The sequence below is a fragment of the Marinobacter sp. VGCF2001 genome, assembly GCF_049943275.1.
Classification (GTDB): Bacteria; Pseudomonadota; Gammaproteobacteria; order Pseudomonadales; family Oleiphilaceae; genus Marinobacter.
This window is the reverse complement of sequence record NZ_JBNFVX010000009.1, coordinates 60,225-85,145: the sequence shown is the minus strand read 5'-3', so window position 1 is coordinate 85,145 and position 24,921 is coordinate 60,225. Positions and strand designations below refer to the sequence as shown.

Annotated in this window: 22 protein-coding genes; 17 read left to right on the top strand and 5 right to left on the bottom strand. The window is 56.2% G+C overall.

Translation table 11 applies throughout. The features are described 5' to 3' along the window. Nucleotides 1-12 precede the first annotated feature (12 nt). Complete coding sequence (locus tag ACP2AU_RS10565) at nucleotides 13-873, top strand: CYTH domain-containing protein (RefSeq protein WP_426376109.1); 861 nt, start codon at nucleotides 13-15, stop codon at nucleotides 871-873. On the opposite strand, the gene ACP2AU_RS10560 is transcribed toward ACP2AU_RS10565, so the two are convergent. Then, complete coding sequence (locus tag ACP2AU_RS10560; protein ID WP_426376108.1) at nucleotides 853-2,043, bottom strand: ion channel; 1,191 nt, start codon at nucleotides 2,041-2,043, stop codon at nucleotides 853-855. The two genes, ACP2AU_RS10565 and ACP2AU_RS10560, sit on opposite strands and share 21 nt — an antisense overlap. Before the next feature lie 80 nt (nucleotides 2,044-2,123). Here ACP2AU_RS10560 and glnE point away from each other — a divergent pair, with 80 nt between their 5' ends. The 3 genes from glnE (at nucleotide 2,124) to ACP2AU_RS10545 (ending at nucleotide 6,529) form a co-directional block, all read left to right on the top strand. Then, nucleotides 2,124-5,024 carry a bifunctional [glutamate--ammonia ligase]-adenylyl-L-tyrosine phosphorylase/[glutamate--ammonia-ligase] adenylyltransferase gene (glnE, locus tag ACP2AU_RS10555; RefSeq protein WP_426376106.1) on the top strand — a complete coding sequence of 967 codons (2,901 nt, stop codon included), beginning with the start codon at nucleotides 2,124-2,126 and terminating at the stop codon, nucleotides 5,022-5,024. A gap of 79 nt (nucleotides 5,025-5,103) precedes the next feature. Then, nucleotides 5,104-6,030: a branched-chain amino acid transaminase gene (locus ACP2AU_RS10550; RefSeq protein WP_426376105.1), complete on the top strand. Its 927-nt coding sequence runs from the start codon at nucleotides 5,104-5,106 to the stop codon at nucleotides 6,028-6,030. 91 nt (nucleotides 6,031-6,121) lie between these two features. Continuing rightward, nucleotides 6,122-6,529, top strand: a complete 408-nt coding sequence (locus ACP2AU_RS10545) for a DUF6165 family protein (RefSeq protein WP_426376104.1) — start codon at nucleotides 6,122-6,124, stop codon at nucleotides 6,527-6,529. A 74-nt stretch (nucleotides 6,530-6,603) separates the two neighbouring features. Here ACP2AU_RS10545 and ACP2AU_RS10540 read toward each other — a convergent pair whose 3' ends face one another. Next, nucleotides 6,604-7,665, bottom strand: coding sequence for a glycosyltransferase family 9 protein (locus tag ACP2AU_RS10540; protein ID WP_426376102.1), 1,062 nt, complete (start codon nucleotides 7,663-7,665; stop codon nucleotides 6,604-6,606). A 140-nt stretch (nucleotides 7,666-7,805) separates the two neighbouring features. On the opposite strand from ACP2AU_RS10540, the gene ACP2AU_RS10535 reads away from it, so the two are divergent. Genes ACP2AU_RS10535 through ACP2AU_RS10475 form a run of 13 tightly spaced genes read left to right on the top strand, consistent with a single transcriptional unit; the run spans nucleotide 7,806 to nucleotide 21,998 of the window. Beyond that, nucleotides 7,806-8,528 (top strand): 3-deoxy-D-manno-octulosonic acid kinase, encoded by a 723-nt coding sequence (locus ACP2AU_RS10535; protein WP_426376101.1) that lies wholly within the window; start codon nucleotides 7,806-7,808, stop codon nucleotides 8,526-8,528. A 56-nt stretch (nucleotides 8,529-8,584) separates the two neighbouring features. Further along, nucleotides 8,585-9,871: an O-antigen ligase family protein gene (locus ACP2AU_RS10530; RefSeq protein ID WP_426376100.1), complete on the top strand. Its 1,287-nt coding sequence runs from the start codon at nucleotides 8,585-8,587 to the stop codon at nucleotides 9,869-9,871. Further along, complete coding sequence (locus tag ACP2AU_RS10525; protein WP_426376099.1) at nucleotides 9,868-11,481, top strand: aldolase catalytic domain-containing protein; 1,614 nt, start codon at nucleotides 9,868-9,870, stop codon at nucleotides 11,479-11,481. Before ACP2AU_RS10530 ends, ACP2AU_RS10525 begins: the two co-directional genes overlap by 4 nt. A 17-nt stretch (nucleotides 11,482-11,498) precedes the next feature. Then, nucleotides 11,499-12,254: an HpcH/HpaI aldolase family protein gene (locus tag ACP2AU_RS10520; RefSeq protein ID WP_426376098.1), complete on the top strand. Its 756-nt coding sequence runs from the start codon at nucleotides 11,499-11,501 to the stop codon at nucleotides 12,252-12,254. Beyond that, a complete protein-coding gene (locus ACP2AU_RS10515) occupies nucleotides 12,247-12,936 on the top strand; it encodes a cytidylyltransferase domain-containing protein (protein WP_426376097.1) in 690 nt (229 codons plus the stop codon). Before ACP2AU_RS10520 ends, ACP2AU_RS10515 begins: the two co-directional genes overlap by 8 nt. Nucleotides 12,937-12,991: 55 nt before the next feature. Further along, on the top strand, nucleotides 12,992-14,254 hold the full coding sequence (locus tag ACP2AU_RS10510; RefSeq protein ID WP_426376096.1) for a hypothetical protein: 1,263 nt from the start codon (nucleotides 12,992-12,994) through the stop codon (nucleotides 14,252-14,254). Then, nucleotides 14,254-15,021 (top strand): lipopolysaccharide core heptose(II) kinase RfaY, encoded by a 768-nt coding sequence (locus ACP2AU_RS10505; protein ID WP_426376095.1) that lies wholly within the window; start codon nucleotides 14,254-14,256, stop codon nucleotides 15,019-15,021. Before ACP2AU_RS10510 ends, ACP2AU_RS10505 begins: the two co-directional genes overlap by 1 nt. A gap of 48 nt (nucleotides 15,022-15,069) precedes the next feature. Beyond that, nucleotides 15,070-16,143, top strand: coding sequence for a glycosyltransferase (locus ACP2AU_RS10500; protein WP_426376094.1), 1,074 nt, complete (start codon nucleotides 15,070-15,072; stop codon nucleotides 16,141-16,143). Further along, nucleotides 16,133-16,789 (top strand): hypothetical protein, encoded by a 657-nt coding sequence (locus tag ACP2AU_RS10495; RefSeq protein WP_426376093.1) that lies wholly within the window; start codon nucleotides 16,133-16,135, stop codon nucleotides 16,787-16,789. Before ACP2AU_RS10500 ends, ACP2AU_RS10495 begins: the two co-directional genes overlap by 11 nt. A gap of 17 nt (nucleotides 16,790-16,806) precedes the next feature. Then, the gene (locus ACP2AU_RS10490; protein ID WP_426376092.1) at nucleotides 16,807-17,457 is read left to right on the top strand and encodes an HAD family hydrolase; all 651 of its coding nucleotides are present in this window, start codon (nucleotides 16,807-16,809) and stop codon (nucleotides 17,455-17,457) included. A 41-nt stretch (nucleotides 17,458-17,498) separates the two neighbouring features. Beyond that, nucleotides 17,499-20,579: a PEP/pyruvate-binding domain-containing protein gene (locus ACP2AU_RS10485; protein WP_426376091.1), complete on the top strand. Its 3,081-nt coding sequence runs from the start codon at nucleotides 17,499-17,501 to the stop codon at nucleotides 20,577-20,579. A gap of 1 nt (nucleotide 20,580) precedes the next feature. Next, nucleotides 20,581-21,228, top strand: coding sequence for a gamma-glutamyl-gamma-aminobutyrate hydrolase family protein (locus ACP2AU_RS10480; protein ID WP_426376090.1), 648 nt, complete (start codon nucleotides 20,581-20,583; stop codon nucleotides 21,226-21,228). After that, complete coding sequence (locus ACP2AU_RS10475; protein WP_426376089.1) at nucleotides 21,216-21,998, top strand: NTP transferase domain-containing protein; 783 nt, start codon at nucleotides 21,216-21,218, stop codon at nucleotides 21,996-21,998. Before ACP2AU_RS10480 ends, ACP2AU_RS10475 begins: the two co-directional genes overlap by 13 nt. On the opposite strand, the gene ACP2AU_RS10470 is transcribed toward ACP2AU_RS10475, so the two are convergent. From ACP2AU_RS10470 to ACP2AU_RS10460, 3 genes are read right to left on the bottom strand one after another with little or no spacing between them, the layout of a single operon-like run. Continuing rightward, nucleotides 21,977-22,909 (bottom strand): sulfotransferase family protein, encoded by a 933-nt coding sequence (locus ACP2AU_RS10470; RefSeq protein ID WP_426376088.1) that lies wholly within the window; start codon nucleotides 22,907-22,909, stop codon nucleotides 21,977-21,979. The genes ACP2AU_RS10475 and ACP2AU_RS10470 overlap by 22 nt on opposite strands. Nucleotides 22,910-22,918: 9 nt before the next feature. Further along, a complete protein-coding gene (locus ACP2AU_RS10465) occupies nucleotides 22,919-24,073 on the bottom strand; it encodes a glycosyltransferase (RefSeq protein WP_426376087.1) in 1,155 nt (384 codons plus the stop codon). Further along, nucleotides 24,070-24,900 carry a glycosyltransferase family 2 protein gene (locus ACP2AU_RS10460; protein ID WP_426376086.1) on the bottom strand — a complete coding sequence of 277 codons (831 nt, stop codon included), beginning with the start codon at nucleotides 24,898-24,900 and terminating at the stop codon, nucleotides 24,070-24,072. Before ACP2AU_RS10460 ends, ACP2AU_RS10465 begins: the two co-directional genes overlap by 4 nt. Between the last annotated feature and the right edge of the window lie 21 nt (nucleotides 24,901-24,921).

Here is a 24,921-nt window from a genome sequence, read left to right as displayed (position 1 = left end):
GGGAGCAAGCGTGTGGCTACAGAGCTGGAAATAAAACTGACCCTTTCTGAACCGGCTCAGGCGGAAGCCTTTGATTGGCTCAGGGCCCGGGCAGAGGCCAGCGAGGGTCCGGTCAAAACTCTGGTGAATCGCTATTACGATACTCCGAATGCTGCGCTGAACCAGGCCCGCGCGGCCTTACGGGTGCGCCAGGCGGGGGATCGTTATATCCAGACCCTGAAAACCCAGGGCGAATTTGTTAATGGCGCCCATCGCCGGCAGGAATGGGAGTGGGATCTGCAGGGCCCCGAGCTGGACCTGGCACTTCTGGAACAAACGCCTCTGAGTGATCAGATTGACCTCAGTGAGTTGCAGTTGGTGTTCGAGACCAACTTCCAGCGCCGCATTATTATGCTGGAGCAAGGGGCGACGGTCATCGAGGTAGCGGTGGATGCCGGAGCGGTGATCAGTGGGTCAAAAACAAGGCCGTTGCACGAGGTAGAGTTCGAGCTCAAGGCCGGGGCAGCCGGAAAGCTGCTTGAAACGGCCACCGCGCTGGCGCAAGTTGTTCCGGTGTTTCTAAACCTGGTGAGTAAAGCGGAGCAAGGCTATTTTCTCGCCCGGATCCATCAACCGTCTATGGCTGTGCCTGAGGCCCCGTTGAATACGGTAGCCTTTCTGCATCACGTGAGTCTGGCCTGGCTCACCGATGAGATTGTGCGTTTGCCGCCGTCATCGCTGGCGAAGATTGATGACATTGCCGAAAAGTCGTCTCTCTCATCCCTATGGCGGCCGATTGCGCAGGCGTTGGGCAGCGGTCTCACGGTGCCTGAGCTGCTGGAGCGCTACCCCGGTTTTGGCCAGCTGCAGCTATTACTCGCCGCCAGCGACTGAATTGTCGTTGTCGGTCTGAGAACTGGAAGCTTTCTGGTTCTCCTCGTGCATTTCCCGCCAACGCACCAGGAATTCCCGATACCGGTCGAGGGCTTCCTCCACAACGGAGACCTCCGGCGTCTCGCTGGAGCGAACCAGAACAATTAACCCCTTACCCTCAACTTCCGCATTGGTATCCGGGTGGCAGATCACCTCGTTGTCGTGGTCAATGTACGCCAATGCCGTTCCGATGCCGTGACGTATCAGGGCACTGACAATGTCGGCCCAGGTCAGGTCGTCCAGGGGCAGATCGTATCGGTGCGGATGATCCCGCTCATAATTGAACATATCTTCCAGAACTTTCTCTGAGCCGGGAGCCACGACGGCGCGCACCATGATTTCCGGATAGGTTCGGACCGGCCTGATGGTGGTGCGCACGCCGAGCGCCTTGAAGCGGCTGCGATTATGGTCGCTGACACATTCCACCGTGGTGCGTGCCCCGAGGTTGGATTCGCTCAGCCGGTGGGCAATGTCGAAAGTGAGGCTGTCGGAAAACGTATCGGATTCATCGGCCGCCAGCACAATGATGTGTTTGGCGCTGCCTGCGTGCACGGATTTGAGGGCTTCCGGGTCATTGCCGGAGCCGTGGAAGTGGACGACCCCGCAGTCGGCCAGTTCGACGGGCAGCCCGCCCGGGAACTGCCGGGTAAGCAGCATGATTGGCACCATGTGGTACTCGGGAACCGAGCGAATCTGCGAGGCAAAGCGCATGAAATACTGTTCGCCACCGCTGCGGGGGGTATTGATAATGACAATGTGGTCTTTCATTTTATAAATCCAGCGTCCGGTCAGTATGCGTTCTCTGCGATAGAAACGGTATTCGATGTAGTCGCTTACAATCAGGGTTAACAAGGTAATGGCGGAGACAAACATCAAGGCGATGGTGCTGATGCGCCCGATGGCGGTGACCGGTGAGTAATCACCGTACCCCACCGTCACCAGGGTGGTCATGGTCAGCCAGACAGCCTCGAAGAATGACAGCGGTTCGACCGCCCACAGAACGAGGATCTGTGTGGCTATCAAGGAGCCAAGTATGAGGAAGAGTCGCTTGATGCGGCTGCGGATCAGCCCGCCCATGGGAAGGTGGGATTGGGTGTGCTCCGGGTTGAGGGGGCGTTTGTTTCGCATCATAGGGAGCAGGTGCCTGTTCAGTCCTTGGCGAGTTCGTTATACAGTACCTGAAATATATCAGAGAGACAGAGGGTTGCGTTATGTCTGAGCCTTGGGATTCATTGCCGGCGGCACTTTCGAAGGATGTTTCCGGGTGCTGGCCCGCGGTATTCCCGCAAGGCGTGCCCGATTGGCTTGCCCGCGGGGGCGTGACCCGGCCGGATGTGGCTGAAGCCATCGCCCGCAGCCTGTTTATCCGGCAGGCTCTGGAGCGTCATTCCGGGCAGATTCATCCAGCGATCGTTGATCGTCCGTTAACAGAACCCACCACAGAAGCCTGGCTGCAAGCGCGCTGGCAGACCTTTCTGGCTGTCGTGGATTCCGAATCTGCCCTGCATTCGGCATTACGGCAGTACCGCCGCGAAGTGCAGTTCCGGATTATCTGGCGGGACCTGATGCGTTGGGCCGATCTTGAAGAGACCATGGCGGCAACCAGTGCCTTCGCTGACACAGCAATTGATGGCGCGCTGAACTGGCTTTACCAGCAGGCCTGCGAGGAGTTTGGCACGCCCTATGGTCGGGACCCGGCAACGGGGCAGGAAAAGCCGCAGCGAATGGTGGTGCTGGGGATGGGTAAGCTGGGAGGTCGAGAGCTCAACGTCTCATCGGATATTGACCTCATTTTTGCCTTTCCCGCCAAGGGAGAGACCCGCGGTGGGCGTCGGGCGCTGGATAACCAGCAGTTTTTTATCCGGCTTGGGCAGCGCCTGATTCAGGCGCTGGACCAGATTACCGCCGATGGGTTTGTCTTCCGGGTGGATATGCGCCTGCGTCCCTATGGGCAAAGCGGCGCCCTGGCGCTGAGCTTCGCTGCGCTGGAGACCTATTATCAGGACCAGGGTAGGGACTGGGAACGTTACGCCATGGTGAAAGCCCGAGTTGTAGCGGGTGATCAGAAGGCGGGGCGCGTGCTGATGGAGAGCCTGAAGCCGTTTGTCTATCGCAAATACATTGACTTCAGCGCCTTTGAATCACTGCGCAGCATGAAGGAAATGATCAGCCGGGAAGTGCGGCGCAAGGGGCTCGAGAACAATATCAAGCTGGGCAGTGGGGGTATTCGAGAAATCGAGTTTGTGGTTCAGGCGTTCCAGCTGATCCGTGGCGGGCGCGATCGAGAGCTTCAGCAACGTGAGCTACTGCGGATACTGGCTGAGCTCGAAGTATTGGAGTTGCTGCCGTCTCAGGTGGTTTCTGAGCTGAGAAGCGCCTATGTGTTCCTGCGCAATCTTGAGCACGCGCTTCAGGGGATGGAGGATAAACAGACCCAGATCTTGCCTGATGACGCCATATCATGCGCGCGCGTCGCCCGCATCATGGGGTTCGAGTCCTGGCAGGATTGTCTGGCCGAGTTGGACGCGCATCGGGGTAACGTGGCACGTCACTTCGCGGACATTATCGCCATTGATGATCACGGTGAAGCGGACGATGGCGGCGTAGATGATGGGTGCTATGAGTTGTGGCTATCCGATATGGACGAAGACTCGGCATTGGAGTGGTTAGAGAGCCATGGGTTCGAGAACCCGAAAGACAGCCTCCAGTGCCTTGCCGACCTTCGCCACAGCCGCACGGTTCAAACCCTGCAAACCCAGGGGCGCAAGCGGCTGAACCAGTTTGTTCCTCTGCTCCTCAATGCCTTGATGGGCGTAAACAATCCTTCGGAAACCCTGAGCCGGGTCTTGCAGCTGGTTGAGGCCATTTTGCGCAGGACCGCTTATATGGTTCTGTTGATGGAAAACCCGGGTGCCATGACCCAGTTGGTCAGGTTGTGCAGCGAGAGTCCCTGGATTGCACGGCTGCTGGCGGAGACGCCGCTGCTGCTGGATGAGTTGCTGAACGCTGAAAATCTTTACAGTCCGCCAGCCAAAGAGGCGTTACAGGATGACCTGCGCCAGCAGATGCTGCGGATTCCCTACGAAGATCTTGAAGAGCAGATGGAAGCCTTGCGCTATTTCAAAAAGGCTCACGCGCTGCGGGTAGCGGCCTCGGAATTAAAAGGCACCTTGCCGCTGATGAAAGTGAGCGATTATCTGACCTGGATTGCAGAAGTGGTGCTCGACCATGTGGTGGATGTGGCGTTTGCCAATCTGGTCAGCCGCCATGGATACCCGCGTCGCGCGGATGGCTCCGCCTGTGATACCGATTTTGCCATCATCGGTTATGGCAAACTGGGCGGTATTGAGCTGGGGTATACCTCGGATCTGGATCTGGTATTTGTCCACCAGGCCGATCCCCAGCTGGCCACCGATGGCGACAAGCCCATTGATAACGCGGTTTTCTATACCCGGCTCGGCCAGCGCATTGTCCACATTCTCAACACCCAGACGCCTTCCGGGCAGTTGTATGAGGTGGATATGCGCTTGCGGCCGTCTGGCAACTCCGGTCTTCTGGTGAGCACTCTGCAGGCCTTCGAGAAGTATCAGCAGGAGGACGCCTGGACCTGGGAGCATCAGGCGCTGGCCCGGGCAAGGGGCGTGGCGGGGTGCGAGGACACCCTCAAGGCATTCGAGGCTATCCGCCATCAAATCCTGTGTCGTTCACGGGATAAGTCTGCGCTCAGGCAGGAGGTTGTCGATATGCGGGAGAAAATGCGCAGTAACCTCGGCACCCCCGAAACCCGTAAGAGCGAGGTTTTCCATATCAAGCACGACCCTGGTGGCATCGTGGATGTGGAGTTCATGGTGCAGTATCTGATGCTTGCCTGGAGCGCGGAACATCCTGAGCTGACCCAGTGGAGCGATAACATCCGTCAAATGGAAGAGTTAGGGCGAGCCGGGGTGATGGCCGTGGAAGATGCCGAGCGATTGCGGGAGGTGTTTATCACCTTGCGGTCGACCATTCATCGGCGGGCCTTGCAGAATCTGAACAGTCAGGTTGAAGCTGAGGCGTTCAGCGAAGAGCGCAGCTACATCCAGCAGATGTGGCAAAAAATCATGATTGAATAGCAAGCTAAATTTATTTCAGGCAGCATTTGCTGCTAGAATGCCAGTTCCTTGAAAACCGCTTACTCAGGAGCAGAACAGAATGTCGATGGCTGATCGCGATGGCCTTATCTGGCTGGATGGTGAAATGGTTCCCTGGCGGGAAGCCAAAACCCATGTCCTCACCCATACCCTCCATTATGGCCTGGGTTGCTTCGAAGGTGTGAGGGCTTACAACACCGCCAACGGCCCTGCGATTTTCCGGTTGAAAGAGCACACAGATCGTCTGTTCCGTTCTGCCCATATCCTGAACATGAAAATGCCGTTCAGCAAAGACGAACTGAACGCTGCTCAACTTGCGGCCGTGCGCGAGAATAATCTGGATGAAGCCTATTTGCGCCCGATGGTGTTTTTGGGCTCCGAGGGCATGGGGCTGCGCGCCGACAACCTGCAGGTGCACGTGATGGTGGCCGCCTGGAGTTGGCCGTCTTATATGTCACCGGAAGCGAAAGAGCTGGGCATCAAAGTGCGCACCTCTTCCTATACGCGCCACCATGTGAACATCACCATGTGTAAGGCGAAGGCTAACGGCAATTACATCAACTCCATGCTGGCCCTGAACGAGGCCATCTCCGGCGGTGCGGAAGAAGCGCTGCTGCTGGATAACGAAGGCTACGTGGCGGAAGGCTCCGGCGAGAATATCTTTATTGTCCGTGACGGCGTTCTGCACACGCCGGAACTGACGTCCTGCCTGGAGGGCATTACCCGCGCGACCATCATTGATTTCGCCCGAGACCTTGGTTTGCAGGTGAAAGAACGCCGCATTACCCGTGACGAAGTGTATGTGGCGGAAGAAGCCTTCTTTACCGGTACCGCGGCGGAGGTTCTGCCGATTCGCGAGCTGGATGGCCGTCAGATTGGCGAGGGCAAGCGTGGGCCCGTAACCGAGAAGTTGCAGGCAATGTACTTTGATGCGGTGAAGGGCAAGCTCGATCAGCACGCCGAGTGGCTGAGCCACGTAAACGGCTGATCTGGTCGGTGCAAAGAGCAAGTGGCCGCCGGCGCTGAACAGGCACCGGCGGCTTTGTTATTTGGAATTCACGAACGAGCAGGGCGAGACAATGGCAGATGTAATCAAGGTTCCCGTATCTTTTGGGGAAGTGCTGGACAAGATCACCATTCTTGAAATCAAATCCGAGCGAATCAAGGACGAGAAAAAGGTCAAGAACGTGCGCCTTGAGCTGGAAGAGCTCAGCAAAACGTGGGACGACGCGGTTGCCGGTAAGGCTGATGATATTGCCGAGCTGCGCAAACAGCTCAAAGCGGTTAATGAAGAACTCTGGGTGATTGAGGATGATATCCGCGATCAGGAAGCGGAGCAGGACTTCGGCCCCCGTTTTATTGAGCTGGCGCGGGCTGTTTACGTCACCAACGATAAACGCGCCGCGATCAAGAAAGAGGTGAACCTGGCGCTGGGTTCACGGTTTGTGGAAGAGAAGTCTTACCAGGATTATACCGCGCGCAAGTAGCCTGGTTTGCATCTTCGGCGGGTCCTGCTGGTTTCGCCGGCATCGGCCCCTCCATCGGGGAGAGGGCCGATAAATTATGCAGAATGTCTGGCCACCCACTTGTCCAGCATGGCTGTTACATCGGCCACGAAGACGAGTTCCATCGCTCCCTCAAATTCCGCTTTCGCACCCCAGCGCGCTTCGTCCACCGATTTTCCGGTATATTTCTGGAGTGCCTCCGGGTAGCGGTTCACGCACCACTCTAGTGAATTGTAAGGTCCTGAGCGATGGGGATTGCTGGCGGCGAATAAGCCCAGTACGTCTGTGCCGACGGCACTGGCAATGTGCGCCGGGCCGGTGTCGGGAGCGACCACCAGGTCGGCATGGCTCATCAGGGCGGTCAGCTGCTTCAGGGTATCCTGGCCGCAGATATTGTGGGCCCGGTGTTTCATGCCGTTTTCTATGGCCTGGCAGTATTCCGCCTCGAACGCCGCCGGACTGCCGACCAGGATAACGTTCATGCCGTGGTTTTCGATGGCGTAGTCGGCAAATTGGGCGTAGCGCTCCGCAGGCCAGTTGCGCAGGGTGTGGCTGGCGCAGGGGCTGATGACCAGATTCTTTCTATCCGGGGCCAGATGAGCCCATGCAAATTCGTGATCTGATTCGGACAGCGGAATCGTCCATTTCGGGGGCGCGGCATTCAGCCCCAGTGGCTCAAGGAAGCTGGCCAGACAATCCCGTACGTGCTGGTGCGGCACGGGGGCAATGCGACGATTGATGAACAGGCTGTGGAGGTCTTTGCTGCGGGCCTTGTCGTAGCCGACTTTGAGCTTGGCCGGAATACAGGCCGCGGCAAGATTGGCGCGAAGCGCCACTTGCATATGCAGCAGGGCGTCGAACTTTCGTCCCTTCAGCTTCTTGCGCAGTTCGGTATAACCCACACGCCCTGCTTTTTTATCAAAAACAATGAACTCAACGCCGGGGAGATCACCGATCAGCTTGGCTTCGATCTTGCCAATGATCCAGGTGATTTTTACATCGGGTATTTGCGCCTGAAGGCTCAGAACAACCGGAATAACATGAGTGACGTCGCCGATGGCAGAGAGGCGGAGGATGCAGATGGAGGTAGTACTGGAAAGCTGTGTTTGGCGCGTCACGTTACTGTCCGTTGCGATTCTTTAATCAGTGCGTGTAGAGCTGACAGGGGCTGGTTGGTAAACTGTGGGCCATTCTAACGTAGTGTTTTTCCGGCGTCTCCAACCAGACGGCCTTGCCTTGCAAATAAGGAAGTCTTCTCTTGCCATTTTCCTCTGGAAAACTGTATGTCAACGAACGGCATCACTTGCTTGTCTCGCCTGAGTTTGACGGGGTAACTGCAGGTTGGTTTGAACCTTCCAGTTGGGGCGAAAATGCGGTTTCAGTTGCTGCAGGAGGGCGGGGTGGCGCATGGTTTATCCGCTCGGGTGAAGATGAGTTCGTTTTGCGTCAATATCGTCGTGGTGGTTTGGTCGGGAAGTGGATAGAGCGGACGTATCTGTACCTTGGTCTCAAGAGGACACGTTCCTTCTCCGAGTATCAGTTGACTCGGCAGTTAAGTTCAGCTGGGCTTCCTGTCCCGCGAGCTGTTGCTGCCATGGTTCGGCGTGTCACCTGTTGTTTCTATCGTGCGTCAATCGTCGTTGAGCGAATTCCTGGTGCAGTAAACTGGCCTGATAGCCCCGAAGTGAGCAAGGATTATCTATGGATCCAAATAGGTCGAATGATCCGCAATTTTCACAATTGGGGGCTCGATCATGTCGATCTGAACTGCGACAACATTCTTATCGCCGACGGCAAAGCCTATCTCATTGATTTTGATCGCTGTCGACGACGCAAATATTCGCGCTCCAGACGTTGGCAGACGGCAAATCTTCAGCGCCTGAAGCGATCAGTCGACAAAAGGCTCGGCGATAGCGTGGGCCTGGATGTCGAGCATTTATGGCAGCAGCTACTCTCGGGTTACCATAACGGGACATCGTGACAGGGGTGTTTCTTAGTGTAAGGGCCCAATCTTTTTCTAACTCCCGGATAACGAAATTGTTCAGAACCTCAGTCCATCTAGCTCTCTCCCGTTTTATCGGGGTCGCTGTCTTCTTTTATTTAGCGACGCTGGCGATTGTTCCCGCCGTATATGGGTATGCCCCTGGCCTCTTATTGCTCGTTGCTCTTGGTGTCTGGCGAACTGCGGACATCAGAAGGGCCATGGATTCCCGGGATTGTCTTTTCGCCTCCGGGTTCCTGATTTATGGAGTGCTGTACGTCATACTGATTGCATGGCACCAGGATAATGTGTCCAGTTTCGATCGCCCCAGCCGTTTCGTCGCAGCGGCGATCATACTGACAATGTTGCTCCGCGTTTGTGTCCCGGTGAAGGCTGTATTCACGGGCGCGGCCATTGGTGCTCTCTTGTCGGGTATGTTTGCAGCCTATGAAGTGTTCGTTTCAGGAGTAACCCGGGTTTCCAGCTTCGATAATGCCATTTACTTTGGAAATGGCGCTCTGATTCTCGCCTTGGTTTCCTTTGTTGGCTTGCTTGCCGAACTTCCGCGATGTGCCAGGCAACGTGGATTGGTGTTGCTTTACGGCTGTGGTGCTATTGGGGGTGTCGCCGCGCTATTGCTGTCGGGTACGCGTGGAGGCTGGTTGGCTCTTCCCGTTATCGCCCTGGTGGGATTCTGGACTTATCGCCAGGTACTCGCCCGTCGCCCCAGGTTGCTCGCGGCCACTCTGGTCGTTGTCGCAGCTTTGGGGATAGTCGCTAACAATATGCAGATTGTCAGTGATCGCGTCGATGCAGCTATGTCACAGGCTCAATCCTACTTCTCGGAGCATCGGGTGCAGACATCGGTCGGCTTGAGGTTTGAAATGTGGAAAGCTGGTGCCCTCATGTTCTCCGCTCATCCTGTTGTCGGTGTCGGTGAAAGAGAATTCCATGGCGAGCTCCAGGCGCTTGTCGAGAGTGGGCAGGTTGATAACGGATTGCTTACATTCCGGCATCTGCATAATCAGTTTGTAGATCATGCGGCCAAGGGAGGAGTGTTGGCTGTTGTTGCATTGCTCATGGTGTTTGGAGTTCCAACGGTATTGTTTTGGCGGTATTTGTCCTCGGGCGATCCGATGATCAAGTCCTGCGCTTTCGGGGGAGTCGCTTTTACTCTGTCCTTTGTGGTTTTTTGCCTTACCCAGGGTATGTTCAGTCGAAACCTCGGCGTTATGATGTACGTTATCCTGCCCCTTTTTCTTTGGGCAATCATTCGTCAGGCAGAGCGCGGAGCTTCTGACAGACAGGCATCAGAGCTCGCGACCGCCAGGAGGTTAGATTGAATACCCCGACTCTTTTGGATTGTACTCTCCGGGACGGAGGCTATTACAACAACTGGGACTTTCCGGTCGAGCTTATTGATGATTATCTGGAAGCCATGGCAGCGCTTCCCGTCGGCTACGTGGAACTCGGATTGCGGTCCCTGAAGAATGAGGGCTTCAAGGGCGGTTGCGCTTACAGCACGGACCAGTACATTCGCACGCTTAGAGTTCCGGCAAGCCTGAAGCTTGGTGTCATGGTCAACGCCTCCGAGCTGGTAAGCGGTGAGGGTTCTCTGGAGAACCGGCTCGGCCAACTCTTTGTCTCAGCAAGCGATTCTCCAGTGTCGCTCGTGCGAATAGCCTGCCATGTTCATGAGTTTGAACCGGCTCTCGAGGCCTCTGCCTGGCTCAAGAATCGTGGGTATGAGGTCGGATTCAATTTGATGCAAGTGGCGGATCGAGACGATGCCGAAATTCGCAGGCTTAGCAGATTGGCATCGAATTATCCTCTGGATGTTCTTTATTTTGCTGACTCGATGGGCAGCATGACTCCGAACGACACCCGTCGCCTGGTAAAACTATTTCGGGAAAACTGGAGCGGCGCCATGGGAATTCACACCCATGACAACATGGGAAATGCTCTGGCTAATACCATGGCAGCGCTGGATGAGGGCGTGACCTGGTTGGACGCGACCGTGACCGGCATGGGGCGTGGGCCGGGTAACACCAAAACAGAGTATCTCGCGCTGGCCCTGTCTGGCGATGGTGGTCGTGAGTTTAATATCACACCACTGCTTTCGGTTATCCGAAATTATTTTGATCCCCTCAAGAGTGAACACCAGTGGGGAAGTAACCCCTACTATTTTCTGGCAGGCCAGTACGGTATACACCCAACCTACATCCAGGAAATGCTGAGCGACCAGCGCTACAGTGAAGAGGACATTCTGGCGGCCATTGAGCACCTGAAGGTTGAAGGGGGCAAGCGGTTCAGCTTTACCAACCTCGAGGCCGCGCGGCACTTTTTCCGTGGTGAGCTAACAGGAAGCTGGCGCCCTGATGCCAGCCTCAAGGGGCGAGAAGTGCTCGTTCTGGGCTCGGGTCCCGGCGTTGAACGACACAAAGATATCATTGAACTCTATATCAAGACTTTCAAGCCGTTTGTGCTTGCTCTGAACGCACAGCGTGGGGTGAATGATGCTTTGATTGATGCGAGGGCAGCGTGCCATCCTGTCAGGTTGTTAGCGGATTGCGATGCTCACCGGAGCCTTCCGCAGCCGTTAATTACCCCTTATTCAATGCTGCCCGAGGATGTACGGCAGTCTTTGGAAGGCAAAGAGATTCTCGATTTTGGGCTCAAGGTATCCAGCGACATCTTTGAATTCAACGGAAGCAGCGCCCAACTGCCCAACTCACTGGTTGTTGCTTACGTGCTGGCGATTGCCACCAGTGGCGGCGCTAGTCGCATTTCTCTTGCGGGTTTTGACGGGTTCTCGGCAGATGATCCAAGAAATGTTGAGATGGAGAAACTTCTTGAACTCTATCTGCAGCACCCGGAGCATCTTCCGCTACGGAGTGTGACACCGACCCGATACCGCGTACCGACCATCAGTATTTATGGTCTTGTGAGTTGAGGTTTCTGGAGAAAACAATGACGTCAGACTTTAACAGCAAACTGAACAATGGCCCGTGCCTGGGTTTATTCAGCAAGACCACGGACAGTGCCTTCGTTGAGGCTGCGGGTCTTGGCGGAATGGATTTTATTATCCTGGACCAGGAACATGGGCCCTGCGGCTTGGAGACCTTGCACCACCACGTGCGGGCCGCCCGGCTTGGGAGGGTTGCCTCCATCGTTCGGGTTCGGGGCGTAGATAGTCACGCCATCGGCAGTGCTCTGGATAGCGGAGCCGATGGTGTCCAGGTGCCCAATATCAATACCGCCGAGCAGGCCCGGCAAGCGGTTGAAGCCGCGAGATTCCATCCGATGGGGCAGCGGGGAGTGTGCCGGTTCGTTCGTGCAGCCAGCTACGGAACGATGGAGAAAGACTGCTACTTCTCCGACTCGAATACTCGAACACTGGTGCTTCAGGTTGAGGGCACTGAAGGCGTCCGGAATATGGATGCCATACTCGACGTTGGCGGTTTTGATGTGCTGTTTGTGGGCCCCTATGATCTGTCTCAGTCCGTCGGTCTACCCGGCCAGGTTGACGCGCCGGAAGTTCTTGCCCTAATTGAGGAAATTGCGGCGAAAGCTTCGGCCAAAGGGGTTTTGCTTGGAGCGTTCAGTGATCAGATTTCCCGCTCAAAAGACCTTATGGCTGCCGGCTTCAATTACATTGCTCACTCGGTGGATGTAAATGTGTTCGCAGAAGCGTGCCAGCGTATGAAAGGAAACATTTGTGGCTGACTTTTCAGATATCTCAGTTGTTATACCGGTTCGCGAAGGCAGTAGCCGGGTTCGCGACAAAATCTTCCTTCCCTTCGGCGACGATACGACGTTGCTCGACTGGAAAATCAACCAATTGAAAAAAGTGCAGCAGGCGGATCGTATCTTCCTGAGTTCGAACTCCGAACGTGTAAAAGAGGTCGCTCGGGCTCATGGTGTCGAGTTTCTTCCGCGCAACGATTACCTTAGCGTTGGTCACCAGGCGTCATTTAGCGAAGTGATCACCGGGGTTGTGCAGGACATACCCACTGAACACTTTGCCTGGGTCACAGTGGTTGTCCCACTGATGTCGCCCTCCGAATACCGTTCGGGATTCGAACTGTACCTTGAGCACGTTGTTGAGAAACAGAGCCATGACAGCCTGGTCTCGGTCAATCTGTTGAAGGAGTACTTCTGGGACAAGAACGGCCCACTGAATTATCAGGCCGACAAGAATCACACGATCAGTCAGGAGTTGCCAGATATCTATCGCGTGACCAATGGTCTTTATATGAGAAGCCGGGAACAAACCCTGGCAGAGGGTTATTTCCTGGGACCTAACCCTTATATGCATCAGGTTGGGAAAATGGCCGGGGTAGATATTGATGAGTACGAGGATTACGAGATCGCACTTGCCATGAAGGCGTTCTATCGTGATGAGTGAAGTTTCGGCCCAGGCTTTGGCTGTGTATCCCTCGAATTGATGTGGCGTAAGAGTTATGGCTTTTTTTTCAGATTTAAGGCGCCGCAAAGATCGCTGGTGGCGCTATGGCATCCTGAAGCAAGCCTACCAGCAGGCTCAGCAGTCTGAGGTAGTCAGTGGCCCGCAGTTATCCATTGCCTTCAAACGTTTCGGCTATAAGGCGCCCCCGGCAGAGCTCCTTGCTGTGTGGCAACGGCTGACGGACGTTGGTGCGATGCGCTGTGGGACACTTTCGGGACAATCTGTTACCAGTATCGATCGCGCTATTTCAGACTTGTCTACCACGGCGATCAGTCCCATAGCCTGGCTCGACCTGTATCGCCTGGGGCTCGGTATCGGCCTTTTTTTACCAGCGAACCGGTTTCGGGAGAAAGCGATTGCGGCAATGCTGATTTGTTCCCAGCAAGCCAGAGCTTCACTTGCCGAGCTCACAGCGGGATGCTATGCAGCGATCGAAACGGGGGATTACCAGCGCGCAAACGACCTGCTTAAGCGAATGAAATCCAAAGGGCTGAGTCAGTCGCGCTTCGATCAGGGCTGTTGGCTGCTGCAACTGTTCAGTGCAGGACCCTCGCCCTGGGATCGTCATCGCAACGTGGATGACACGGCGTTGGATGCCGGATTCCGGGAGGAGCTCCAAGGCAAAAAGCTGGCCCTGGTGGGGCCGGTGGCAACCAATGCCATGAACGGCTCAGAAATTGATGCCAACGATCTGGTCATCAAGTTTGGTTATCGGGGGGGCGATACCGGTAGAGATCCTGCCACTCAGGGTGAAAGGGTAGATATCAGCTACTACAACAACAAACAGGCACAGCAGCTGTCCCGGATGCCATACATAGGCGTTCTGGCCTCATTGCGCTGGGCCGTGTTTAACAATCACAAGGGGCGGTCGTTCTTCCCAAAAGAGCTGGATAGCGTTCGTCAGCTGGCATCGTTGCAGTGGCTGATGCCGGATACACACCTGAACGCGGGGCCCAATGCGGTTCTTGACCTTTTGCGATTCGAACCGGAGTCGCTCAAGATATTCAACACCGACATGATGCTGTCATCGGGGCGATTCGCAGGTTACAAAGCTCCGGATGAGAAACCGATCGACTACACGCGGTCCTTTATCAAGACGCACGACCCCGTGGTCCAGTTCCGGACCCTGAACGGCTTGTGGTTGGCAGGGCATATATCCGGAGACGAACGGTTTGAGGCAGTTATGGCTATGGGGCTGGAACAGTACCTGTTGCAGTTGCAAGAGGCTTATGGTGCACGTAAGCAGGCGCTGATCTGATGGTCTCTGAAAACGCAGGCAAGGCCGTGCCGGAAAATACTGTAGCACCGGCAAACCATTTTCGTCAGGGGGCGTGGCGACTGGTTTCGTACCTCGGGGAGGCCGAGAGTCTGGCTCTGCTGTCAGTCATTGAACAGGGCGAGATGACTTTAAGTCGGGTGTTTCGTGACAATCGCCGGACCTTGAGCGCCCGGATTGAGACGGAAGCCAACGGCGCGCTTATGCTCAAGGTTCCTCGCGCCCGCAATGGTCGACGTTGGGAGCGGATGCTTACTTTTTTTCGCGGCAGTGATGCGGTTCGTTCGTTCCATCAGCTACAGAAGATGAAAGCCATGGGCTTCGCTGCGCCCGATCCGGTCCTGGCGTGTGAGAAGCGTCAATCGGGTGTGGTGGTCGACGCTTTCCTCTGCTACCGGTTTGTTGACGGCCGGCCGGCAGAAGCCGGTGACGCCGGTTTGGTTCTTGATGCCCTCAGAAGGCTCCATCGAGCAGGTTACCTGAGAACGGATGCTCAGTGTGCCAATTTTCTGATGGATGGTGAGCAGGTTGTGTTTATTGATTTCCGTCTCAAGCGACCGCGCTTTTTTTCGCGTCTTAAGAAAGCGAGAGAGCTGGATCGGTTCATCAGGAGCTGTCCGGAGGCCGCCGTGCATCTGTCCGACCAGGAGAGAGCATCTTTTTGGTTACGGCTCGCCCACAAGCTGGAGAACCTCAGTTTTGCAATACGGGAATCCAAGCGCGATATGCGTCGGAAAAAGTGGCAATAAGGCCAAGGTCGGCCGGAGACGCCCTGAATCTCGGCCAAGGCAGGATCAATGAAAAAAACCGTTATGTTTTGCCCGTCTAAAGTCTGGGGTGGTATCGAGAAAAATGTTCGCTTGCGGGCCCGGCTTCTGGGGGAGCAGGGGGTAGCCGTGTATGTTGTCTTGCTGCAAGGTTACTTCGCTGACCGTTTTCAAGATCTTGAAAACGTGACGGTAATAGAGGTGGCATCCCGGGGAGGGGATTTTAACCTGTTCGTGGTCGCGAACTATGTGAGGCTTCTGAAGCGAATCCGGCCGGACGCGGTTTTTTCCGTTTTGAAAAAAGACTGGTGGCTGGTTTCTCTCTCATCGAAGCTGGCGGGTGTTGAACGCGTCATCCTCTATCTGGGCATTGCCCGGCGCGTCAAAAGCCCTGTCAAATTCTTCATGATCTTCCGAATCATGAACGCCATTTTGATGGTGAACAGTAACTCGTTGCGGGATGCCATGCTCCGGCACCGACGGTTGTTCCGTCCCGAGCGGGTCTGCCGGGTTTACAACGGTTTTGATCTGCCACCGATTGATGGAGAGCAGCTTTCGATCAAACAAACGTTAGGCCTCCCGGAAGGCAGCATGATTGTCGGGTGCGCCGGCCGATTCAGTCCGCAAAAAGGGTTTGACCTCTTGCCGGATGTGGTGGCCCGTTTGCCTGGCCACGTTCATGTTGTGCACGTAGGTGAGGGAGAGTTTGAGGCCCAGATTAAAGCCGCCATTCAGGCCCGTCCGGAATCCGGGCGCATTCATTTTCTGGGCTATCAGGCGGATATGCCCGCGTATTTCCGGGGCATTGATCTTTTTCTTCTCTGCTCCCGCAATGAGGGAATGGCAAACGTTCTGAATGAGGCCATGAGTCTTGGCGTACCGGTTGTTTCGACGAGGGTCCCCGGAAGCGAAGAGCTGCTGGACCATGGACGTTATGGTGTTTTAGTGAACATTGACGATGTAGACGCGATGGCGGATGGCATCCGGCAAATCCTTGACGGAGAGCTCAATTTTGAGAAAGAGCTGTTGCGCACCCACATTGCTCAGGAGTTTGGTATGGATCGCATGATGAAAGAAACCCGGGAGTTGTTTTTTGGCGCTTAAATATCGGATACGGGCACTCAGAACCGATACCCTGAATCGTTTGCGTTATGGGCCAGGTGCGCCACGTTATGCGGAACAGGTATGGATAGATCCCCGGCAGTGCTCGCGCTATATCGAGGCCGCTGATCTCGCCAAACGAATGGGAACGGGCTCGCGGCAATTATCGGGGCGGGTCGTCCGGGACTGGCCTGAAGATCTCCAGCAGTCGTTTGATCGTCATCCCAAGCTTACCTATTGCTGGGCTCACTGGCGCGACGGGAAAACCTGGGAAGAGGCCGGCGCCATTGAGTTCATGATGAGCCAGATTCGGGTTTCACCAACTGGCGTTACCGATAAATGCCGAACCCGTGAGGATGTCATCCAGCGGTTTGAAACTCTGGAGCAGATCTGGATTGCGTCCCGGCAGCAAGGATATCTTGCCTCGCAAGCCCAGTTGAAACCCGACAACTTCCGTGAAGTAGGCGGTGTTCTGATGCACCTGGGCCCGGGGGGGGAGCCGGTATTTTCAGGAGCGGGTTGTCATCGGTTTGCTATTGCCATGTTGCTGGATAGTCCCTTCCCGGCTCAGCTCGGTTGTGTGCATATTTCAGCCATTCCGATGTTGCAGAGACTGCGGTTCATTGGCGAACAGCCGGTGGGATTATGAATAGGACAAGTTCAGATATGATGAATCTGAAGAGCTACAAAACCTGGGTATTCGACTGCGATGGCGTGATTCTGGACTCGAACCGAATCAAAACGGACGCTTTCTTTCGGGCGGCTGAGCCCTACGGCTCAAAGTATGCGCAACAATTGGTCGACTATCATGTCAATAACGGTGGCGTTTCTCGTTACATCAAGTTTCAGCGTTTTTTAACTCATATTCTCGGCCAGGAGTCCCCTGATCAAGAGGGCCTGAATCATCTATTGTCGGACTATGCAGGGTTCGTGGAACAGGGACTGTTATCCTGTGCGGTGGCTCCCGGCATTGAACGATTGAGGAATTTGACCGAGGGCGCGAAATGGCTAATTGTCTCGGGTGGAGATCAGGAGGAGCTGAGGTCCGTTTTCCGCAAGCGCGGACTCGATCATTTGTTCGATGGAGGCATTTTCGGTAGCCCGGCTACGAAGGACGAGATTTTGAGTCGGCTTCAAACGGGAGACGTTATGCAGCAGCCGGCAGTTTTTGTTGGTGACAGTCGTTATGACATAGAGGCGGCCAAGCGTGCCGGTCTTGATTTCATTTTTGTGCGCAATTGGAGCGAGTCGACGTTTGACTTCAAGGATGCCGATCTTAAACTCGATTCGATTGCCGCTATAGGGGATCAGTTCTAGCCTGATTCTTCTTTTCCTACTCCGTTACTTTGGTCTTTCCCGTGAAACGAACTGACGATCATTCTGATGCGCGCCTGATTATCCTCGGTGCCGGAAAACCCTTCAAAGGCGAGCAGCACAGCGTTCTGCGCGGTGCTACGGGGCGGCGCAGAGTACTGGACTGGCTGTTACATGCCATGCGCTCGGTGGAGCCTGATGTCCACTTCGTCGGGGGCTATCAGCTGGAGGCGGTGTCCAGCCGCTACCCTGAACTCCATTACAGCGTGAATCCGCGCTGGGAAACCACCGGTGCCGCGGCGTCTTTGCTTGAGGCCCCGCTGGAGGCTTCTTTAACGTACTATGTGTCATACGCCGATATCCTCTTCCGTGATGCTGCGGTAGAAGCACTTGCCGCCAGTTCTGCGGACATCGCCGTGTTGGTGGACTCGTGCTGGCGGTCCCGCTTTGAGGGGCGGTCCGACGAGGATCTCGCCCGCTGCGAGAAGGTGAATGTGTTCGCCGGCGCGGTTACCCGGCTAGGACGGGATATCGATCCTGAGTTGGCAGACGGTGAGTTTGTTGGCCTGGTTCGCCTGACGGGCAGGGTGGCCGGATTCCTCCGGGCGGATGAGAGTGTTCCGCCCTCGGTTAAAAACGGTAATCTGACGCAATTGCTGGAATATCTGAGGGTTCGCGGTTTTCAGATTGCGGCGGTTGACGTGGCGGGCGAATGGGCGGAATTGAACGAGGCCGATGATCTGAGTCGCTTTGTGCTTGGCACAAAGGCGCAAACACTGCACCGGTTGCAAGGCGTTGTTGCACGGAGCCGAATAGAAGATCAGGTTAGCTTCACCGTTGCAGACTGGCAGCAGGGCCCAGAGGACCTGATGAACCAGATCGGGCTGACGCTGGCGGGCCAGAACAAGGTGGTTGTTCGCAGCAGCGCACTGTCAGAGGATGGCTTTGGAGTATCGAACGCGGGTGCTTACACCAGCATTCTCAATGTTGATCGTCAGAGTGGCCAGGCGTTGCGCGCGGCGATCGAGGAAGTGATCGCATCATATCCGGATGGCCATCCGGACAATCAGGTGCTGGTGCAGCCCATGCTGGAAAACGTCATTGCCAGCGGCGTGGCCTTCACCAAAACCCTGTCCTCAGGCGCGCCGTACTACGTCATCAATTACGATGACACCACACGCAGTACGGAATCGATTACCAGTGGTTCCAGCCGCGAACATAAAACGCTGGTGATCAGGCGGAATGCTCCGGAGCAACAGCTTACTGTGCCGGAGAATCTGAGTGGTCTGCTCCCGGCGCTCAGGGAAGTGGAAGACCTTCTCGATTTCGAATCGCTGGATATTGAGTTCGCCATCACCGAGGGCGGGCACGTGCACATACTTCAGGTGCGCCCCATTGCGGTTCAGCATGAGCCGGAACGGAACGAGTACGGTGAGCACCTGCTAGACGATGCGGTGAAGCGCTTTCGGCAACTGCAGGTGCCCGGGCCGTTTGTGGTTGGTGATGAGGCGATCTTTGGTGTCATGCCGGACTGGAATCCGGCTGAAATTATCGGAACCCGGCCGGGGCGCCTGGCTGCCAGCCTATACCGTTATCTGATTCTGGACGATGTCTGGGCTACTCAGCGCGCGGAGTACGGCTATCGGGATGTGCGCCCTCAACCGTTGCTGCATATGTTCGCTGGCCATCCCTACATTGATATCCGTGCCAGTTTCAATTCGTTCATTCCCGCCACCATCAGTGATGATCTGGCCCGTCGGCTGGTGAACTTTTATCTGACCTGGCTCAGACAGAACCCGCACCTGCACGATAAAGTCGAGTTTGATGTAGTACCCACCTGCCTGGCGCTGGATTTTGAGCGCTGGCGTGATCGCCTTGTGTGTGAGGGGGGGTTCCACCAGAGCGAAGTGGCGCAGCTTGAAGCCGGTTTGCGGAACATCACGTCCGGCGCGATTGCCAGAACCAGCGCAGATCTGCAGTTGGTGAGTGAGGTAGACGTGCGGTTCCTACGGTTCGAACAGAAGCCTGTTGCCAGTCTTGGGCATGTATTTGCGCTTCTTGAGGAGTGCCGGCGGTATGGAACTCTGGTGTTCTCCCACTTGGCCCGTAGTGGCTTTGTGGCCGTGACTTTGCTGAAATCGGCCGTCCGCAACGGAGTTCTCTCACAAGTGGCGGCGGATGAATTCATGAATTCTATCCGGACCGTGTCTCATCGGTTCACAGAGGATGTGGCCGGGGTGGCGCGCAAGGAGCTGGATTTCTCAGAGCTGGTTGCCCGGTACGGGCACCTTCGCCCCGGCACCTATGACATCACCTCGGCCCGCTACGACGACAATCCGGAGCAGTATCTTGCGCCAGCGGTGTCGCGTGCCGAGTCTGAAGCGTCCGCCGAGCATCCGGAGCCAGAGCTGAGCAACTGGTATGCTCAGAGGCAGGCATTTGCCGATGCCATGGCTAAGGCGGGGTTGCCTTCCGATATCGACACGCTTGAAGCGTTTTTGCGCGGTGCCATCGAAGGGCGTGAGAGGGCAAAGTTTGTTTTCACCCGGCATTTATCGTTGGCGTTGGAATCCCTGGCGTGCGTGGGGGCTGATTATGGTCTGGCACGTGAACAGGTTGCCGAGATTCCGATCGAAGACTTCGCCACACTCCGCAACGGCTCGGTATCCCTGGGCCAGACGGCCGCCTGGCTTGCCGCGCGAGCAAGCGAAGGTGCGAATGCCAGTAGCGCCACGGCCATGGTCGAACTGCCACCGCTGTTGCTGTCGGATACGGATTTTTATTCGTTCGTGTATTCAGAAGCCCAGGCCAATTACGTCGGCAAGCAGCGCGTAGCGGCGGACTGTCTGGACCTGCAGACGGCGTCGGAGGGCGAACTGCAATCACTGGCCGGCAAGATAGCGCTGATTCCCCAGGCTGACCCGGGATACGACTGGTTGTTTGGTCACGGCATCGCCGGCTTGATCACCATGTACGGCGGCGCCAATTCGCACATGGCCATTCGCGCAGCAGAATTCGGCTTGCCCGCAGCCATCGGCGTGGGCGAGGGCAAATACGCGGCGCTTGCAAAAGCCAGCGCCCTGGAGCTGGACCCCATGAATAAACGTATTGAGGTTATCCGCTGATATGCGTATCGGTATCACACAGCGGGTAGAGGTGGTCGCCTCCTACGGTGAGCGCCGGGATTGCCTGGATCAGCAGTGGTTCTGTTTTCTGGAGCGTTTGGGAATGACGCCCGTTCCGGTTCCGAACCGGCTCGCAGACATTGGCCAATGGGCAAAGGCCATGGCACTGGAGGGAGTGATTCTCAGTGGCGGCAACGATCTGGGCCACCTTCCCGACGCCCAAAATGTGGCGCCAGAACGCGATGCCACTGAAACGGCGTTGCTCGCCTGGGCTGCCGAATCCGGCGTGCCGGTGATCGGCGTATGCCGGGGGCTGCAAATGATCAACAGCTGGCTGGGCGGTGAACTGGTGCCTGTTTCTGGGCACACGGCGGTGCGGCACCCGTTGGTGGCTGATGCCGGGGCCAGTTGCTGCTTTCGCCAATTCACGGAAGTGAACAGTTTCCATAATTGGAGCATTGACGCCGCGGGCCTAGCCGATGCCCTGCTTCCCCAGTGTTTCAGTGCAGAGGGTCATGTGGAGGCGTTTTTACACGCACATCTGGGCTGGGCGGGCATCATGTGGCATCCCGAACGCGAGCCGGTCTTCTGCGACGCCGACAAGCAATTATTCAATCGTATTTTCAGAGGTGAACCATGCGAACACTGATACTGGCCGCAGGTCAGGGAACCCGGCTACGGCCGTACACGGAAGACAGACCCAAATGCATGGTGGCTCTGGCCGGAAGTCCTTTGTTGCACCGGCAAATGGCGGCCATGAAACACTGTGGTGTCAGCGAGGGAATTACGGTGATTGGCGGTTATCGCTCCGGTGATCTGGACACGCTTGGAGCGGGGCTGGTGATCAACCCGGAATACGCTTCAACGAACATGGTACGTACGCTGTTCTGTGCCGAAGATCAGATGGTGCTTGGCGAGGATTTGCTCATCAGCTACGGGGACATCGTCTACGAGCCGGAAGTCCTGCAGGCGATGCTTGATTGCGATGCGCCGGTTTGTCTTGCCGCCGACCGTGACTGGCGCCGGCTCTGGCAGCTACGCATGGACGAGCCCCTGGATGATGCCGAGACCTTCCGGATGAATGCGCAGGGCAACGTGGTGGAATTAGGCAAAAAACCGGAGAGCTATGATCAGGTAGAGGCTCAGTACATGGGGCTGATCAAGATCCGGGCGGATCAGGTGCAGGCCTTCAAAGACGCATTCCACGCCATGGACCGTTCGCAGATCTATGACGGCAAAGACTTCGATAATATGTACATGACCAGCTTTATCCAGCACCTGATTGACAGTGGCTGGCCGGTTAAAGCCTGCCTCGTCTCTAATGGCTGGCTGGAAGTCGACACGGCGGAGGAGCTGGAAGCCTACTCCGCCATGGCCAACGACGGTAGCCTCGACGGTTACTGCCAGTTATCCAGTTGATGGCGTAATTCGTACAGCTCGCTCACCAACTCCTGGTAGGGGGCGAGTCTTGAGCGAATGTCCGGGTTTTCACCGATTCCGATATTCAGGATCGATTTGCTGGGATCAAAAGGTGCGGATGGCATCTGGGACTCCCTAAAGCCAAGGAAGGCGCAGAGCCTTTGGGCCTCTGCCGCAGGCTCTTTCACGAAACGCTCGAAATTGACCAGGAGTATCTGTTCGCGGCCGAGTTGCTGGGCCAGCGCCTTCAGGCTGCTGATTTTTGCCTTGATGCCCCTGAGCACGTAAGCAATATCGTCTTTCTCGGTGTCATCAAACGCGGGGTCGGATTTTCGCTTGCCAATCTTGCCCTGACGAACCACTTCCGCGAACTGATCAACCGGGTCCCGGTGCACGACAACCAGCTTGTATGGCTGGAAAACGGCCGGCCAGGTGTGTTCGTGTTTTCCCACCCAGATTGGCTGGTTCCAGACAATGGCGGGTTTCTCGCCGGCGTAGGTACGCCCGACGGCACGCAGCCACTGATTCCAGATAGCGGGGTCTGTTTGTGCGCCACCGCTATTGAGATGGCGCCGATACCGGCTCAGGTAGTCCAGCTTCAGCCGGTTATGGCCGACTTGCTCTTTCAGCGGTAACGAGGCCTGATTCTTGCCCTGCCTTGCTTTCCATTGCGCTGCGGGTAACTTGCCCAGGCGCGTTTCTACCCACATGGCCCTGGCCAACCATTTTGCCTGTTGGGCCGAGTTGGCTTCCAGCATTGATCCGATACGGCCGTTGCGCTTGAAATCCGTGAATTCGCCCCGGGGAACACAGCAGTCAGGATGACCTTTGAGGTAATCGACCACGGCCCCGGAGCCTGACCAGTAAATACCGGCCACGAGGATGTTGAGGGGAGTATCGCGTTCAGTCATTGGTATCCTTCAGAGTCCGGGCCGAGGCGCGTCAAGAAAAGCTGATACCACCACATCGCTGCGAAATGGTGCCAGCCATTCGGGCTGAACGGCGATGGGGAGGGTTTTTGTCACGGTGGAAAGACCCTGAGCCAGTCCCTCGGTGGTACGCGGTGTCAGATACGTTTCCAGCTCACCTCTGAAGACATCGCGCACACCGCCGCGGCTGTCGACAGCCATAATCGGTGTCCCGCAGGCCAGGGCTTCGGTGAGGACAATCCCGAGGCCTTCGTATTCGGAGGCAAGCACGAACAGGTCGGCGTGCTTCATCCAGGGGTAGGGGTTTTTGCGCTTGCCGGCAAAAACAACCCGGTCGCCGATGCCGAGCTCGTTGGCTTTGTCTTCGAGTTGGCTTCGCAGATGGCCCTCGCCGACAATCACCAGTTTGTGCTTGATGCCGGACCGGGCAAAAGCCTCCAGCAGTAGCTCGTGTCCTTTTTGCGGAACCAGCCGGGCCACGTTGAGAATGTAAGGCTCGGACGGAAGATCTGGCTCGGGCGCGCTGGCCAGAGTCTCAATCTGACTGATCGGGCAAGGGTTGGTGATCACTCGCAGGCTGGCGGGTTGGATGTTGCCTTTGGCAAATGCCTCACCAGCGGAGTCCATTACCCCGGACGAAACGCAGGCTAGATGACGGCGGTGAAAGACCAGTTTCCACTCCAGCTTTTTCTGCCATAACGGCCGGTCATAGTGAATGACGTTTTCCAGAACATACACACTGCGCTCATCGCGAAAGGACCAGAAGTATTTAAAGGTCCCCAGACCACGAAAAACAATGCGATCAAAGCGGCCATGCTGCTTTTCCATCGCGCGAATCTTACGCTTGAGAAGCCAGCCGCTGAGCCAGCCAACCCATATAAAGTGGGAGCGGGGCAAGACAACCCCCAGCAGTAGCCGTGAGAGCAGAAAGACCGGGATGCCGATGATCGATTTCATCAGCGCCTGAAACTGGTCAAAGTAATGCAGTGTCACGCTCGGGTTTGAGGGCGCGAGGTCATTGGGGCGATTCCGGCACGATAGCAGATGGCTTTCATGGCCCTCTTCGGCAAACGCATCGGCCAGATTAACGGCGACGCGTTCCATGCCCCCCATTTTCAGACTGTGAATGACAACCAGTGTTCTCATGCCGGTTGCTTCTTCTCTATGCCGTTTTCAGCCCAGAAGGTTTTGTTGTCCTTCACCGCTTTGCGGATGGCCCGGTTCTTCGCCCAGATCTCCGGTTTCGAGTAGCCCCGGGGATGATCCAGATGCAGGCACACGGTGCTGTACCGGATCTGCATGGATGTATGGCCATAGTTCCACAACCGTTCGCCCAGTTCGCGGTCCAGGCCGCCATACTGCATATCTTCGTTGAAACCGTTCACTGCAATAAGATCTTTGGTCCAGGTGGAGCTGTTCATACCATTCCAGCTTGCCGCCGCCGGAGTGATCCGGTTCATGAAGCGACGGAACGCCTGGGAATCTGAAAGCTTCCAGAGTTTGTGGTTTTTCGGTTGGCCATGGGCGACCAGCCACCGTGGCTTGAAAATCTCGGCGGAACGGATGTCATCGCTGCTGATGGCTTCGGATACCGGCATGGTCAGCTTGATGTAACCACCGGAGAGAAAGTACCCAGGCCGGGCCAGATCGTGATGAGTCTTGATGAAATCCGGCTCCGGGATGCAGTCCCCATCGGTAAAAATCAGGTAGTCGCAATCGGTTTCACGAATGGCTTTATTGAGAATCTGGCACTTTCGAAAGCCGTCATCCTCATGCCAGACATGGTCGATTGAGAGAATGCCCCGAGCCCTGAAGGAATCGATCAGTTCTCTCGTCTCATCGGTGGAGCCGTCGTCCGCAATGATGACCCGGAATGACTTGAAGCTCTGGCACTCATAGCCGGTGAGGACTTTGCTGAGCCAGAGGGGGGAATTATAGGTGGTGATTACCACACCGATGGAATCTGGAGACATAAGATAACAGTGCCCGAGCGG

Bases quoted from the DNA above. Each gene is read 5' to 3' on its own strand.
- ACP2AU_RS10560 (WP_426376108.1), bottom strand. From the start codon at position 2,043: ATGATGCGAAACAAACGCCCCCTCAACCCGGAGCACACCCAATCCCAC.
- glnE (WP_426376106.1), top strand. From the start codon at position 2,124: ATGTCTGAGCCTTGGGATTCATTGCCGGCGGCACTTTCGAAGGATGTT.
- ACP2AU_RS10550 (WP_426376105.1), top strand. From the start codon at position 5,104: ATGTCGATGGCTGATCGCGATGGCCTTATCTGGCTGGATGGTGAAATG.
- ACP2AU_RS10545 (WP_426376104.1), top strand. From the start codon at position 6,122: ATGGCAGATGTAATCAAGGTTCCCGTATCTTTTGGGGAAGTGCTGGAC.
- ACP2AU_RS10520 (WP_426376098.1), top strand. From the start codon at position 11,499: ATGACGTCAGACTTTAACAGCAAACTGAACAATGGCCCGTGCCTGGGT.
- ACP2AU_RS10510 (WP_426376096.1), top strand. From the start codon at position 12,992: ATGGCTTTTTTTTCAGATTTAAGGCGCCGCAAAGATCGCTGGTGGCGC.
- ACP2AU_RS10505 (WP_426376095.1), top strand. From the start codon at position 14,254: ATGGTCTCTGAAAACGCAGGCAAGGCCGTGCCGGAAAATACTGTAGCA.
- ACP2AU_RS10500 (WP_426376094.1), top strand. From the start codon at position 15,070: ATGAAAAAAACCGTTATGTTTTGCCCGTCTAAAGTCTGGGGTGGTATC.
- ACP2AU_RS10490 (WP_426376092.1), top strand. From the start codon at position 16,807: ATGATGAATCTGAAGAGCTACAAAACCTGGGTATTCGACTGCGATGGC.
- ACP2AU_RS10480 (WP_426376090.1), top strand. From the start codon at position 20,581: ATGCGTATCGGTATCACACAGCGGGTAGAGGTGGTCGCCTCCTACGGT.
- ACP2AU_RS10475 (WP_426376089.1), top strand. From the start codon at position 21,216: ATGCGAACACTGATACTGGCCGCAGGTCAGGGAACCCGGCTACGGCCG.
- ACP2AU_RS10470 (WP_426376088.1), bottom strand. From the start codon at position 22,909: ATGACTGAACGCGATACTCCCCTCAACATCCTCGTGGCCGGTATTTAC.
- ACP2AU_RS10465 (WP_426376087.1), bottom strand. From the start codon at position 24,073: ATGAGAACACTGGTTGTCATTCACAGTCTGAAAATGGGGGGCATGGAA.
- ACP2AU_RS10460 (WP_426376086.1), bottom strand. From the start codon at position 24,900: ATGTCTCCAGATTCCATCGGTGTGGTAATCACCACCTATAATTCCCCC.